The sequence below is a fragment of the Capnocytophaga genosp. AHN8471 genome, from assembly GCF_016806945.1.
Taxonomy (GTDB): Bacteria; Bacteroidota; Bacteroidia; order Flavobacteriales; family Flavobacteriaceae; genus Capnocytophaga; species Capnocytophaga periodontitidis.
This window is the reverse complement of record NZ_JAESPJ010000001.1, coordinates 18,459-31,991: the sequence shown is the minus strand read 5'-3', so window position 1 is coordinate 31,991 and position 13,533 is coordinate 18,459. Positions and strand designations below refer to the sequence as shown.

16 protein-coding genes are annotated in these 13,533 nt (G+C 33.7%); 11 read left to right on the top strand and 5 right to left on the bottom strand.

The annotated features are described in order from the left end of the window. Positions 1-10: 10 nt before the first annotated feature. The 5 genes from JMN12_RS00180 to JMN12_RS00160 all read right to left on the bottom strand — a co-directional run bounded on the left by JMN12_RS00180 (position 11) and on the right by JMN12_RS00160 (position 5,646). A complete protein-coding gene (locus JMN12_RS00180; RefSeq protein ID WP_203136029.1) occupies positions 11-1,567 on the bottom strand; it encodes a leucine-rich repeat domain-containing protein in 1,557 nt (518 codons plus the stop codon). A gap of 47 nt (positions 1,568-1,614) precedes the next feature. Continuing rightward, a complete protein-coding gene (locus tag JMN12_RS00175; RefSeq protein ID WP_203136027.1) occupies positions 1,615-1,812 on the bottom strand; it encodes a hypothetical protein in 198 nt (65 codons plus the stop codon). 159 nt (positions 1,813-1,971) lie between these two features. After that, positions 1,972-2,532, bottom strand: coding sequence for a calycin-like domain-containing protein (locus tag JMN12_RS00170; protein WP_009413987.1), 561 nt, complete (start codon positions 2,530-2,532; stop codon positions 1,972-1,974). Positions 2,533-2,551: 19 nt separating this feature from the next. Next, positions 2,552-4,135, bottom strand: a complete 1,584-nt coding sequence (locus tag JMN12_RS00165) for a leucine-rich repeat domain-containing protein (protein ID WP_203136024.1) — start codon at positions 4,133-4,135, stop codon at positions 2,552-2,554. A gap of 47 nt (positions 4,136-4,182) precedes the next feature. Further along, positions 4,183-5,646 (bottom strand): leucine-rich repeat domain-containing protein, encoded by a 1,464-nt coding sequence (locus tag JMN12_RS00160; protein ID WP_203136022.1) that lies wholly within the window; start codon positions 5,644-5,646, stop codon positions 4,183-4,185. A 255-nt stretch (positions 5,647-5,901) separates the two neighbouring features. Here JMN12_RS00160 and JMN12_RS00155 point away from each other — a divergent pair, with 255 nt between their 5' ends. The 11 genes from JMN12_RS00155 (at position 5,902) to JMN12_RS00105 (ending at position 13,524) form a co-directional block, all read left to right on the top strand. Continuing rightward, positions 5,902-6,453, top strand: coding sequence for a DUF3127 domain-containing protein (locus tag JMN12_RS00155; RefSeq protein ID WP_203136020.1), 552 nt, complete (start codon positions 5,902-5,904; stop codon positions 6,451-6,453). Between the two features lie 2 nt (positions 6,454-6,455). Then, the gene (gene aat / locus JMN12_RS00150; protein WP_203136018.1) at positions 6,456-7,094 is read left to right on the top strand and encodes a leucyl/phenylalanyl-tRNA--protein transferase; all 639 of its coding nucleotides are present in this window, start codon (positions 6,456-6,458) and stop codon (positions 7,092-7,094) included. Positions 7,095-7,471: 377 nt separating this feature from the next. After that, a complete protein-coding gene (locus JMN12_RS00145) occupies positions 7,472-8,101 on the top strand; it encodes a hypothetical protein (RefSeq protein ID WP_203136016.1) in 630 nt (209 codons plus the stop codon). Positions 8,102-8,743: 642 nt separating this feature from the next. Continuing rightward, positions 8,744-9,058 (top strand): hypothetical protein, encoded by a 315-nt coding sequence (locus tag JMN12_RS00140; protein WP_203136014.1) that lies wholly within the window; start codon positions 8,744-8,746, stop codon positions 9,056-9,058. A gap of 309 nt (positions 9,059-9,367) precedes the next feature. Beyond that, on the top strand, positions 9,368-9,757 hold the full coding sequence (locus tag JMN12_RS00135; RefSeq protein ID WP_203136005.1) for an SUKH-4 family immunity protein: 390 nt from the start codon (positions 9,368-9,370) through the stop codon (positions 9,755-9,757). A gap of 27 nt (positions 9,758-9,784) precedes the next feature. Then, complete coding sequence (locus JMN12_RS00130) at positions 9,785-10,414, top strand: Imm43 family immunity protein (protein WP_203136002.1); 630 nt, start codon at positions 9,785-9,787, stop codon at positions 10,412-10,414. A 6-nt stretch (positions 10,415-10,420) separates the two neighbouring features. Continuing rightward, complete coding sequence (locus tag JMN12_RS00125; RefSeq protein WP_203136000.1) at positions 10,421-10,942, top strand: hypothetical protein; 522 nt, start codon at positions 10,421-10,423, stop codon at positions 10,940-10,942. A 156-nt stretch (positions 10,943-11,098) separates the two neighbouring features. Next, entirely contained in the window at positions 11,099-11,560 is a 462-nt protein-coding gene (locus JMN12_RS00120; RefSeq protein ID WP_203135998.1) for a hypothetical protein, read from the top strand. A gap of 56 nt (positions 11,561-11,616) precedes the next feature. Beyond that, a complete protein-coding gene (locus tag JMN12_RS00115) occupies positions 11,617-12,054 on the top strand; it encodes an SMI1/KNR4 family protein (RefSeq protein WP_203135995.1) in 438 nt (145 codons plus the stop codon). 47 nt (positions 12,055-12,101) lie between these two features. Next, positions 12,102-12,647 carry a DUF4303 domain-containing protein gene (locus tag JMN12_RS00110; protein ID WP_203135987.1) on the top strand — a complete coding sequence of 182 codons (546 nt, stop codon included), beginning with the start codon at positions 12,102-12,104 and terminating at the stop codon, positions 12,645-12,647. Positions 12,648-12,894: 247 nt separating this feature from the next. Further along, positions 12,895-13,524 (top strand): hypothetical protein, encoded by a 630-nt coding sequence (locus JMN12_RS00105; RefSeq protein ID WP_203135985.1) that lies wholly within the window; start codon positions 12,895-12,897, stop codon positions 13,522-13,524. The last annotated feature ends 9 nt before the right edge of the window (positions 13,525-13,533 follow it).

The following is a 13,533-nucleotide window of genomic DNA, read 5'->3' as shown; positions in this document are numbered from 1 at the left end:
GCAAACTTTTTTATCTTTTTTTTGCTTTTTTCAATAAATGTTCAAAAATATCTATTTTCTTTGAATTATCTCTCCTTAGATATTTTCTACCCGTTTCATTATTACCTTCTAATTCTTGAAGATAAGGGAACCTAGTTAGATTAGGAGCTTCTTCAAAGTGCTTATTTCCTCCATCATCTAATTTATCTTTTGGAATAAGTTTTATAAACGCTTGTGTTTCGGGTCTATTATAAATTTCTTTCGTAATTTCAAACACCAAAATTCCATTTTCATCATCTCTTACACCTCCATCAATAAAATATGTAAGTCCATTGCTGGGATAAATAATTTTAGCTTTAGGAAGACCTCCAAAGGCTATTCCTTCTATTACTTGTAGTTTGCTAAAATTAATGTCAGATTTCAAATTAGGAAGATTTAGAAGACGAACAGTACTTGCTGAAATAGGAGCGGGAGCATTATTTAAGTTAGGGAAGATTATTTCTTCTAATAATGGACAGTTATCTATACGTAAGGCTGTTAGCTCTCCATTTGAATCATAACCTTTAGCTCCTAATTGCATAAATGTTTTAGAAGATGAAAGATCTATTTTTTGTATAGAAGAATTGTTACTAACTTTTATAGCCCTTAATTTTTCAACATTTGAAAAGTCTATTTTTGGAGTATTTATCCATTCTATAACAAATATACTTACATTCTTTCCTATCTTTACATAAGGGAAAGTAATGGTTTTGCTTGCTGTCATTGTTAAAAAAACACCTCCACTGAGGCGCGGGTTATTAAATATATACTCAATACCTTCAATGTTGTTTATTTTTGAAGTATCTACTACGTTGGGGTCTCTTTGAACTGCTTGGTCAATAACTATATCAGTTTGTGTTTCTTCTATTTTTAAGTTTTTGCTAATATCTATTTTGTCATTAGTTATTACGCTTGGAAAGTTTTGTTTGATATAACGCAACAACACAGGGTCAGGCACCTCTCGCAAGGTAGTATATTTCTCAGCTGTACCCTGTGCGTTAAGCATCTGTACATCACTCTTAGGCACAAGTTTTACGTAGGCAGGCAATACGTCCATATTGTATTTAGCGGTTGTAGACAATACCAGCTTATCAAAACTGCGAATGAGTTTATAAGGCTCTTGGGCATTGTCGCTATAGTCGGTAGTAGCGAGGTTTTTAAAGTCGTACAGCTCATTACCGCTTAGGTTTACGCTCTTTACCGTTGCAGGCAATGTACCAAAATCGAACGTTTGTGCAAACTTGTTGTTGCTGAGGTTTACCTCACTAAGTGCAGGGAAAGCTTCTAAGCCTTTTACATCGGTGAGCTGTTTGCCACTGAGGTTGAGTGAAGTAGTGGTGCGCACCTTGTCGTTTACTACAAGAGTATTGCCTTCAAAAGTGAAGCCTTGTTCTTTTAAGGCAGTTACCAAAGCAGCGTTTTCAATAGTTACTTTGCCATTTTCTGGTTTGGGAGGTTCTGGGCTATCGCTTTTCTTGCAAGCACTGCCCAAAGCGATGAGCGCTATAGCTATCATCACTTTTACTGAATGTTGGATATAATTTCTCATAGTTAAAATATTTATGGTTATATAAAATCTTTATACTCATCTATTTATTATTCCTCCTCGTCATCATATAAAGGAAGATAATCAAACACTCTTAGAGAAGGAGCGTCATTAAATCTCGCAACACCTATTTTTTTATCAGGGATATATGTTTCAACAAATTTTTTGGTTTCTGGTCTATTAAAAATCTCTTCAGTAGGAGTAAAAAATAGTGTGCCATTCGTGTTGTCTTTTTCTCCATGCATCATAAACTTTGTCAAAGTTTTGGGACTTTGACAAAGTTCATAATACTGATAATCAATCACTTTTAGAGTGTATTATGTAGGAAAGCCAGCGATAGCTGGGTATGTGCTGCAAACGCCCCCTCAAGAAAAACTTTTAGGACAGCCCCTTAAAGTTACTACTTTTTAGTAAGTATCAAAATGTACAGAAGCATCAAAATTTACAAATAAAAGATAGGTTCCGCTACTTTCCAAAGTAAATTCTACTTTTGTCGCATTATCTTTCTTAAAGAATTTACCTCTAATATTGGCAGGGTAATCAGTCAACAGTAAGTTTACTCCATTAGAAAAGCTTCCTGAAAAAGTACCGTCACTATTTAATGTGATACCCTTAACGTTGATAGTTAGTTTAGCAGGCATTCTTCCTACTTTAAAAGCATCAACACTTAGGTTAAACTTGTTATTGCCGTTTTTGGTGATATTTACCGTTCTATCAGAAACAGAGTCCTTATTTTCTCCGTTCATCTTTACTTGGTTAATTTCACCTTTGTAATTTCCCACTACACTATCTACAGTGAAGTTAGAATTAACAGAGGGATGTTCGCTAACAACTGTCGTCTCATTAGCGTTTTGTGAGTTCCCTTCATTAGCTGGATGATCAGCAATGTTCGCCTCTTCTTTTTGGCATCCTACTAATGCCATTCCTAAGATAGCTACAAAAGCTATCGATTTAAATAAATTTGACATAGTTATTAAATTTAGATAATTACTTTTTATGCTTAGAGTTTCCGAATCTAAGTTTTACGATTTCGTTAAGAGTTAGTGCTTTATTGTTAGTTTTATTTAAAAAACTTCGGTTGTGGATGGAAGGTCGGCCACTTTCATTATTGGTGTCAGTATAGTCATAAATTTCTGAATCCTCTAATAAATTATCTACAAAATTGTATGAAGTTGTAATTCTATTATTAGGAAGATATTTTTGGATAAAAGCTTTTGTTTCCTCTTTGTCGTATATATCTTTTGTAATAGTTAAAATTAATTTTCCAAACTGACCTTCTTTTTCTTTATTTCCTCCTATTGTAAAATATTTAATATCAGCAGGATATATAATTTTAGTAGTTGCTGGTATTTTAGCTAATTGAAGAGAAGAAAAAACTTGTATTTTACTTAAATCAATAGTAGAAGTAAGCTTAGGTAATTCTAAAAGAGAGATTGCAAATATTGAAATAGGAGAAACGGTACTTTTAGAAACATCAGGCAAGGTAAAAGTTTTTAAATTAGGGCAATCTGCAATTATAATAAAATCACCTACAAAACCCAAATGACTTGTTTCTCCTCGTTGCATAATTTTTTTAGAGGCTGATAAATTGACATTAGTAATACCTTTATTATGAACAGCCCAAAAAGCAAAAAGATCTTCTGCTCTGGTTAAGTTTAGGTTAGGTGTACTAACCCCATAGAGGACAACACTTCCTGTTTTGGGTGATATCTTTAAATTATCGACTACAAAATTTTCATCAGGTAAGGTTCGTATTTCTACATCTCCGCGAAATAAAGGATTATTTGTAATAAAAATAATGCCTTCTAAGTTTTTAAGGTTAGCAAATTCAGGCTCATTATAACCTTCTTCACCTTTTAATATTTTTACAGCATTGGCTCTTTCATCTACTTTTATACTCTTGCTAATATCAATCTTATCACCACTAAACACACTTGCAAAGTTAGCTTTCAAATATTGCAACAACACAGCATCAGGCACCTCGCGCAAGGTAGTATATTTCTCAGCTGTACCTTGTGCGTTGAGCATCTGTACATCACTCTTAGGCGCAAGTTTTACGTAGGCCGGCAATACGTCCATATTGTATTTAGCGGTTGTAGGCAATACCAGCTTATCAAAACTGCGAATGAGTTTATAAGGCTCTTGGGCAGTGTCGCTATAGTCGGTAGTGGCGAGGTTTTTAAAGTCGTACAGCTCATTACCACTGAGGTTTACACTCTTTACCGTAGCAGGCAATGTACCAAAATCGAATGTTTGTGCAAAGTTATTGTTGCTGAGGTTTACCTCACTAAGTGCAGAGAACGCCTCCAAGCCTTTTACATCGGTAAGCTGTTTGCCACTGAGGTTAAGTGAAGTAGTGGTGCGCACCTTGTCGTTTACCACAAGAGTATTACCTTCAAAAGTAAAGCCTTGTTCTTTTAAGGCAGTTACCAAAGCAGCGTTTTCAATAGCTACTTTGCCATTTTCTGGTTTTGGAGGTTCTGGGCTATCGCTTTTCTTGCAAGCACTGCCTAAAGCGATGAACGCTACAGCTATCATCACTTTTACTGAATGTTGGATATAATTTCTCATAGTTAAAATATTTATGGTTATATAAAATCTTTATACTCATCTATTTATTATTCCTCCTCGTCATCATATAAAGGAAGATAATCAAACACTCTTAGAGAAGGAGCGTCATTAAATCTCGCAACACCTATTTTTTTATCAGGGATATATGTTTCAACAAATTTTTTGGTTTCTGGGCGATCAAAAATCTCTTTAGTAGGAGTAAAAAATAGCGTGCCATTCGTGTTGTCTTTTTCTCCACGAGATAGGTAGTATAAAAATTTCTGAGTAGGATAAATAACTTTAGCAGAGATACCGCCTAAATATATATATTGTACCACTTGTAGTTTACTTAAATCTATAATAGATTTTAAAGCGGGTAGATTTAAAAAAGAAATACTATAAGCAGAAATAGGAGCGGGGGCTTTGCTTACATCAGGAAAGATCACTTCTTCTAATTGTGAACAGTTTGCAAAACGAATAGCAGTTCCTGAAAAATTATTGTGATTAGCAACTCCTTTTTGCATTATTGCTTTTGATGCAGATAAATCTATTTTTTTTATGCTTGCATTATTCATTATTTGAATAGCAATTAAATTCTCAGCTTTTGATAAATCTATATTAGGAGTATCTACCCAAACAATACCAAAGCCACCCACCTTTTGTCCTAATTTTAAATATGGAATAGTTTGTTTTTTAGTTGCACTTAGTTCTATATAAATAGTAGCTTTAAGCAATGGATTACTGATAATATATTCAATTCCTTCAAGATTATTTATCTTAGAAGTATCAATTATATTAGGATTATTTTGTGAAGCTTGTGAAATCATAAGCGCATTAACAGCCTCTTCAGAGCTTAATCTTTTTGAAAGGTCTATCTTATCACCACTAAACACACTTGCAAAATTAGCTTTCAAATATTGCAACAACACAGGGTCAGGTACCTCGCGCAAGGTAGTATATTTCTCAGTAGTACCTTGTGCGTTGAGTATTTGTACATCACTCTTAGGAGCAAGTTTTACGTAGGCCGGCAATACGTCCATATTGTATTTAGCGGTTGCAGGCAATACCAGCTTATCAAAACTGCGAATGAGTTTATATGGCTCTTGGGCATTGTCGCTATAGTCGGTAGTGGCGAGGTTTTTAAAGTCGTACAGCTCATTACCACTGAGGTTTACACTCTTTACCGTTGCAGGCAATGTACCAAAATCGAATGTTTGTGCAAACTTGTTGTTGCTGAGGTTTACCTCACTAAGGGCTGGGAAAGCCTCTAAGCCTTTTACATCGGTAAGCTGTTTGCCACTGAGGTTAAGTGAAGTAGTGGTGCGCACTTTGTCGTTTACTACAAGGGTATTGCCTTCAAAAGTAAAGCCTTGTTCTTTTAAGGCAGTTACCAAAGCAGGGTTTTCAATAGCTACTTTGTCTTTTTCTGGTTTGGGAGGTTCTGGGCTATCGCTTTTCTTGCAAGCACTGCCCAAAGCGATGAACGCTACAGCTATCATCACTTTTACTGAATGTTGGATATAATTTCTCATACAAAAATGTATTTGTAAAATGAATTAGTTTGAAATTTGGTGCAAAGGTATAAATATTATTTAGAATAGTGATAAAGAGCGTATAAAATATGTATTATTTCTTACAGCTATAGTAAGCAGGTAATAAACAATAGTTGATTATGAGTTAGATTCACTTACATTTTTTTACAAAACTATTTGCTAATATCTAAATTTGTACTACCTTTGCCCTTACAAATCATTATTTACGAATAACCAATAAATAAAAATACCAATATGGATATCCAAGGACGAATCATCAAAATTACACCTACACAAACCGTAGGGCAAAATGGCTTCCAACGCCGCGATGTTATAATTATGACCGAGGAACAATACCCTCAGTACATCCCATTTGACTTTGTACAGGAAAAATGTGCGCTACTCGATAACTTTCAAGAAGGACAAATAGTGCGCATCAGTTTCAATATTCGCGGTCGTGAGTGGGTAAACCCTCAAGGAGAGACCAAATACATTGTAAACTTACAAGGATGGCGTATCGAAAATGCCGAAATGGCACAAAACTATCCTCCGCAAGGGCAAACTTATCCACAAGGCTATGGGCAACCTGCTTACCCTCCACAAGGATATGCACAACCACAATACCAACAGGCGCCTCCTCAATATCAGCAAGCAGCCCCTCAGTACCAACAACAAGTACCTCCTCAATACCCACCTCAAGCGCCTCAACAGCAATTTCAGCCTACTCCACAGCAGGCTTTTGGCACTCCTCCAGTACAAAATGCTCCCGTGGCTCCTGCTGAACCCGAAGACGATCTACCATTCTAAGAATGATATACTTAATAAACGATGAAACGCCTTTTCCTTCCCCCGATACCGCTTCGGAGGAAGGAATTGTGGCTTTTGGAGGTTCTCTCTCCCCTACCCGACTCATAGAAGCCTATTCTCAAGGCATTTTTCCTTGGTATAATGAGGGGGAACCTGTACTATGGTGGTGTCCCGACCCTCGCTTTGTGCTTTTCCCCGAAAAACTGCATATTGGCAAAAATATGCGCAAACTCCTCCGCAAAGCATCTTATCGCGTTACCTACAACCGTTGTTTTACCGAAGTGATGCGGCAATGCGCTACAGTGCCCCGCAAAGACCAACACGGCACTTGGATTCACCCCGAACTCATAGAAGCCTATACAACCCTCCATCAGCAAGGTATTGCACATTCGGTAGAGGTATGGCAAGACGAAACCCTTGTAGGCGGCTTATACGGACTTCAAATCGGCAAAATTTTCTGTGGAGAAAGTATGTTTAGCAAGCAGCCCAATGCCTCACAGTACGGTTTTATCACCTTCCTGCAAGCCCACCCTCATATCGCCCTAGTAGATTGCCAAATTCACAGTGAATATTTAGAAAGTTTAGGCGCCGAAGAAATCCCAAGAGCAACATTTTTAAAATTATTAACCATCAATCATTAAAAGTACAGATTCGCGTTTCACATACCCAACTGCGCCAACTAGCTGATTTTGTGCGAGGCTTTTAATTCACCTCAGGTGAAAAATTCGTGAGATAATACAAAACAAAGACTTTTATACAATCCCAAATTCGTGAAAATTCGTGAAATTCGTGGGGGCTTTTCACCCATTTTACCCCACAATCCGTGTAATCCGGCAGCGCCAGCTGCCAATCCGTGCGATAAAAGAAATTTATCCGTGTCGCAATCCGTGTAATCCGCGTAATCAGTGGGAGACTTTTACTTCACCGTCAGGTGAAAAATTCGTGGGAGCTTTTCTCTATGCAGCGCCAGCTCACCGACTTTGTACACGTTTTTCTACATCGTTAAAACACAATTGATATGAATGAACCATTAGATATTATATTAAAATCTGTCAGAAAGGTAGCGTGGAGAACACTAAAGGATCGTTTAGGCTTTATAGATTACAATATAACTGATATATTGAACAACCTTATTGATGATGATCCACACAAAAGAAATATCGCTTATTGGAAGTTAGACAACCATATTGTTATACAAGGAGGTCTATCCGAAAGCTGTTTTTATATACTGCCTTTTCTTAATGAATTGGTAACCATTACAAACAACAGACTTGAACTCCTAAATATTATTTTTGAAATATTCAATGGTAACGACAGAAATGCGCAAGGTGAGCATATAATAATTAAATATAATACTGAAATAGAACCGTTTGAGCATTTTATTCCTATTTCAGTAGGGAGGGAAGCCCCTCTTTTACCCTCAATTATAACCTATATGGAAGCTAACAAAAGTGTTTATCTAAAATTGCTGAATGATATATCTTCTGTCGAAGAACTTGAAACGCTTTTGTATATTATTTTATGTTTTAAAAGAGATCCTTTTATCAAAGAATGCTTTTATTCAGCAAAAAATAATGAAAAAAATAGTATATATAATGAAATTTTTGAAGGTTTTATAGCCGATATTGACGAAGTGCATTCTCTTTAGAAATTAAAAAAGTAAAACTATTTATGGATAATATAGTAGATTGGTTTGAAGATGAAAGAAATTGTAGATAGTGTGTTATAATGAAATATATGTTTTATCCCCCTAAAAAAATAATGAGTGACTTTTTGTATATAATAGTACTCACTCTTTTAGTAATAAAAATATTTTTTGCTTATTTAGAAAGTGATAACTTTCTCAGCACTAAATTTTTATCATACCTATTCTCTATCAAACCTGATATTGTAGAGTTCACAAGCAATTTTTCTATTAAATACTTGATCAAACTGTGTTTTTTACTTATTTGGGTTTCGTGTTTGCATTTTATTGTTTTTAAAGCAATGAAGTATATATTTGAAAAGTGCCATATTAGCAACTTTAGTTACTATATTATTCCCATAGTAGTATTTGTATGGCACTATTATTTTCCTATGTTAATGATGATTATTTTTCTAACATTTAATGAGTATGTTAGTGCTAGAGAAGTTTTAGAATTTTGTATAAACCCTTTTTTATGGGTACAATAATTCTAATAATTCACTGTTAAGTGAAAATCCCTATTTTACATACCAGCCTACCAGCTCGCTGATTTTGTAGGCGTTTTATAGCCGATATTCTTTTTAAAAATTGTAGATAGTGTGTTATATGAAAGAAATAGAATTGTTTAGACATATAAAGGACTGCATCGGTATGTTTGTACCCGATAGTACTTATAGTAACTATGTATCTCTTATTATTGGCTATGATTTAGCTAAAGATAATATATTGTTAGAGGGGTTTAGCGAGTGGTTAGCTTCTAAATACAAATTACCTACTAACTTTGCCTTTTCTCAACAAATTAAATATTACCTTTTTAAAAAAGATTTCACAAAGACTTTAACTAAAGAAGATGAAATGCTTTTAATCCATTGTTTGTATGAAAAGCTAGTAGAGTTTTGGGAAGAAAACAACAAAATCTAAAGAATACTCTGATTATTCATTATGAAAATAGATGATAAACTACTAAAAGACTCCCTAATTACCCAGTAGTTTAGATGTTTATATAACAGATGTAAATTTAGATGCTATGATTTGTTTAACAAGCGAAGATAATGTAATTATCAGTGGCAAAAATCCTTTTACTCGTTAAAATCCCAAAGTAGAGGGGTAGTTAATTTATGGAATATATCCTATCTGTTTGAAGCAAACACCCCCTCTTTTTTCTTTAGAAGATAGGAATATTTTTAGAAATAAGGAATATTCAACAAACACCAATTTATCTAAATAAAAATGGATATATTAGAAATAGAGAAAATAATAAAAAACTTTTTAGACTTTAGCTTTATAGGACTTTCTTTTAAACTTCCCATTTATACAGAAGGTGATTTTTATATTATAGGAGTTGATTACGAGGATAAAATAGGGGTTAACCATAACAACCATTCTGTTTATTCCCTATCAGAGAGTACTCTTTTTATAAATTCGTCCTTAAACCAACTTATAGATTGCTTGCTATTTTTTACTAAAAACTTTGATTTTCAGGAAGAGTACAGCGATACATTACGCTCGGAAAAGCTAAAAACTATAAAAAGACATTTTTTAAAAATAGATACTCCTTGTTTGGATCAAAATACTTGGTGGAGTTATATCTTAGAACAAGTAGAGGAGGGGATATTATAACAATTAACAACTTATTTATAACAAACTATGAAAGAAAAATTATTTATATGGTTTATGACTACAACACGCTGGAGGGCAGGGGTACCCCAGTTCTTTTACAATGCTGAGTTATCGGATTTAGAAAATCCTACTAATTCTGATTGGAAATATATGAAAAATATCCCTTCTCAGATGCTTCTTACCTATAAAAACAAAGGAAATGTTAGGTTTGACTGGGTTTTCTATAGAAATAGAATAATGGTTGTCTCAGAAGAGTTTTTATCTTTTTTATCAGCGTATTGGGGGGAAAATCGTTATGTAGTATCTCCTTGTTTGGTGCAACACTCGAAAGGAGTATCTTGCTCGGATAAGTCCTACTTTGTTCTTTTCCTTTTAGAGGTGGATAATTCCTCTTTTATCGTAGAAGAAGAAGGGAAAAAACGTATGGCGGGTAATCGTTTCGAATATCTATACCCGAATATAACTATAAAAGATCAGAGAAAAGGCGTGTTCTATTACGATAGGATAGCTTACGAACAAGGTTTATTATTCACGGAAGAGACAAAAGATATTGTTTTGAGTTCATTCTATAAACCTGAGATTTATTTGATAGAAGATTTTCCTACAGCTTATAACAATATGAATAAAAAAGAAGAGTTTTTACCCTCCCCCCTATAGTACATTATGAAAAAATGGAATTATTTTTATGAGAAAATAAGAGATGAATTATTGCAAATAGATAGTGATTTCAACACTCCTTATCTTTCTATATTACAGAAAAACACCTTATTATTAGAAGATTGGGTGTTAAGAAGTAATTTAGCTAATTATAAAGCAATATATCTAAATTCTAATTTGCAGGGATTTAATAAAATGGTATTTTTGCCATTTCATTTTAACTTTGATTGGTGTTCCATAAAACAAGAAGTTTATTATTCAACAAGAAAAAAGCCATCAACCTTTGATAGTTTTATTTCAGATCTTTATTATTTGTTTGACTTTTTATTGTCCTATAATAGTCTTATAGAATGCCCAACCTACAAAGATAACGAATTATATTATCGCAAATTTAATGGAGAAGTAATTTATGAATGTAAATTTCCTCCTATGTTATATGATTTAACTTTTAATGTCATTACAACATTTATTTCTATAGACTATTGTGAGAGAGAAATATTAGAAGAAAAAGGATTTTATAGAGGATAAAAAGGTTTATAGTTATTATCCTAACAGCTTGTAGCTCTATTACACTAAACAGTTTTTAATAAAATTAAAAGAATTATGTCGCAATTTCATAGCGTTGTAAATGAATTTGATACTTTATTTTAAATCATAGGTTAGAAAGAATGAAATATTAAAAATATGAATTACAATGATGAAATAAAATCAGGAACATCTGTTGCAGGATTTCATATAGGCAAGAATATAAACTCATACCTTCCCCATTTGTATTTGCAAGAAGTAGAAGTGGATAGAGTTATATTCAGCAAAGGCAAAAGCAATGAAATACATCGCTATATTATCGACAAGAATATAAAAATCAATACCTCTGAAAAAGGAGAGATTCTCAATATTTCTTGCACTAACACCTATTATGGCAAGTACAAAGATATTCTTTATTTAGGCATTACAGTACAAGAAGTTATTAGTAAAACAGATAAACAAGTAATAATGTTTGATTCTTTATTCGTCAATCAGGATTATGGCTTTTGCTTTGTTTTGCCATATCCTTATAATGATATTGATTATATATCCCATTTGCCAAAGGATTTAGTTTTAAAGGAATTTATGGTCGGTCGATTTGAAAAATGGTTTAGGAAATGAATTAAATATGCTGTTAAGGTTCATTTACCAATTCATAAAACAAATATTTTACAAGTATGAAAATAAAAGCAATTAACAAAGGTAGTGAAGCAAAAGCCCTTGCTTTTCAGGAGCTTTTAGGCTTTACCTTGCCCGATGATTATTTTAATTTTTTAGCCCAAAATGACGGTGCTACCATTGATGAAGCCTATTTCTATGTAAAGGATATAGAGGAATACATTATGTTTGAACTTTTCTACGATATAAAAGAATGTATAGAAACCTATGAAGAGTTCAGTGAGGATTTTCCGAGCAAAAGTCTTGTCATCGGGTCAGATCCAGGAGGGGGGATGCTTCTTTTAGTAACCACAGACGTAGGTGATTTCTCCAAAGGGATTTATTTCTATGACCATTCTCACTTTTTTGAGGCTTCCAATAGCGATTGTAATACCTACTTTATATGCGATACATTCAGCGAGTTTATAACTATTTTAGAGCATACCACTTTGCCATAATTAGGTAATAAACCCTCAATATTTTCAAAAAATAGCATCAAATTAAAATGACAGAAGAAGCGCGAACAGAAGCATTAAGTCAGCTTATCTATAAGTGTGCTAAAGAAGCATTCTTGGAATTGTTTAAGAACAAGGAACATTATTACAATTGTGTATTACTTGCTCCTGCCGAGGGCTATGCACCTATTTTATCAGCTTGGTCTTATGAAGCATTAGAAAGAGAGATACCTAAACATCCCAAAGAAGAAATTTGGTTATACAAATGGAACTTTGCCGATTCGCCTTATTACGCTTTTGGTGAAGAATATTTCAAGCCTGTTCAAAGTTTGTTAGATACTTATCCTAGTATTTTTGATATGGAAGACGAAGATGAAATAGAGCGAGAGTTTGAACTAAGAATCTCGGCAATGGTACAAGCGATGCAAAAATTGGATCAGGAAGGTGTTTTCTCAATCAATCAGCCGAGAGAGCAAGTTTATATCAACGTTGAGTGTATTCCTAACGACAATTCTGATGTAGATAGAGCCCTTTTACTCAATGAAGCAAAGAACATTCAAGAATGGTTAAAAGATAATCCCAAAGTAGAGGAATAATACTATTTATTATAAAACACAAAGATTAGAATAAATTATAGCTCCTCCCAAAGAGGATTTTAATAGTTAAATATACGTCTAAAGTGCGAGGCTTTTAATTCACCGTCAGGTGAAAAATTCGTGAGATAATACAAAACAAAGACTTTTATACAATCCCAAATTCGTGAAAATTCGTGGGCTTTTCTCTATACTGCACCAGCCCGCTGACTTTGTAGCCGTTTTTCTACATCGTTAAAACACAATTGATATGAATGAACCATTAGATATTATATTAAAATCTGTCAGGGAAGTAGAGTGGAGAACGCTAAAGGATTGTTTAGGCTTTATAGATTACAATATAGCTGATATATTGAACAACCTTATTGATGATGATCCACACAAAAGAAATATCGCTTATTGGAAGTTAGACAACCATATTGTTATACAAGGAGGTATATCCGAAAGCTGTTTTTATATACTACCTTTTCTTAATGAATTGGTAACCATTACAAACAACAGACTCGAACTCCTAAATATTATTTTTGAAATATTCAATGGTAACGACAAAAATGCGCAAGGCGAGCATATAATAATTAAATATAATACTGAAATAGAGCCGTTTGAGTATTTTATTCCTATTTCAGTAGGGAGGGAAGCCCCTCTTTTACCCTCAATTATAACCTATATGGAAGCTAACAAAAGTGTTTATCTAAAATTGCTGAATGATATATCTTCTGTCGAAGAACTTGAAACGCTTTTGTATATTATTTTATGTTTTAAAAGAGATCCTTTTATCAAAGAATGCGTTTATTCAGCAAAAAATAATGATAAAAATAATACATATGATGAAATTTTCGAGGGTTTTATAGCCGATATTGAAGAAGTGCATTCTCTTTAGAAATTAAAA

Coding starts and splice junctions, on each gene's coding strand:
- JMN12_RS00145 (WP_203136016.1), top strand. CDS start 7,472: ATGAATGAACCATTAGATATTATATTAAAATCTGTCAGAAAGGTAGCG.
- JMN12_RS00155 (WP_203136020.1), top strand. CDS start 5,902: ATGGATATCCAAGGACGAATCATCAAAATTACACCTACACAAACCGTA.
- JMN12_RS00175 (WP_203136027.1), bottom strand. CDS start 1,812: ATGATGCATGGAGAAAAAGACAACACGAATGGCACACTATTTTTTACT.
- JMN12_RS00165 (WP_203136024.1), bottom strand. CDS start 4,135: ATGAGAAATTATATCCAACATTCAGTAAAAGTGATGATAGCTGTAGCG.
- JMN12_RS00115 (WP_203135995.1), top strand. CDS start 11,617: ATGAAAATAAAAGCAATTAACAAAGGTAGTGAAGCAAAAGCCCTTGCT.
- JMN12_RS00110 (WP_203135987.1), top strand. CDS start 12,102: ATGACAGAAGAAGCGCGAACAGAAGCATTAAGTCAGCTTATCTATAAG.
- JMN12_RS00135 (WP_203136005.1), top strand. CDS start 9,368: ATGGATATATTAGAAATAGAGAAAATAATAAAAAACTTTTTAGACTTT.
- JMN12_RS00120 (WP_203135998.1), top strand. CDS start 11,099: ATGAATTACAATGATGAAATAAAATCAGGAACATCTGTTGCAGGATTT.
- JMN12_RS00160 (WP_203136022.1), bottom strand. CDS start 5,646: ATGAGAAATTATATCCAACATTCAGTAAAAGTGATGATAGCTGTAGCG.
- JMN12_RS00105 (WP_203135985.1), top strand. CDS start 12,895: ATGAATGAACCATTAGATATTATATTAAAATCTGTCAGGGAAGTAGAG.
- JMN12_RS00125 (WP_203136000.1), top strand. CDS start 10,421: ATGAAAAAATGGAATTATTTTTATGAGAAAATAAGAGATGAATTATTG.
- aat (WP_203136018.1), top strand. CDS start 6,456: ATGATATACTTAATAAACGATGAAACGCCTTTTCCTTCCCCCGATACC.
- JMN12_RS00140 (WP_203136014.1), top strand. CDS start 8,744: ATGAAAGAAATAGAATTGTTTAGACATATAAAGGACTGCATCGGTATG.
- JMN12_RS00130 (WP_203136002.1), top strand. CDS start 9,785: ATGAAAGAAAAATTATTTATATGGTTTATGACTACAACACGCTGGAGG.
- JMN12_RS00170 (WP_009413987.1), bottom strand. CDS start 2,532: ATGTCAAATTTATTTAAATCGATAGCTTTTGTAGCTATCTTAGGAATG.
- JMN12_RS00180 (WP_203136029.1), bottom strand. CDS start 1,567: ATGAGAAATTATATCCAACATTCAGTAAAAGTGATGATAGCTATAGCG.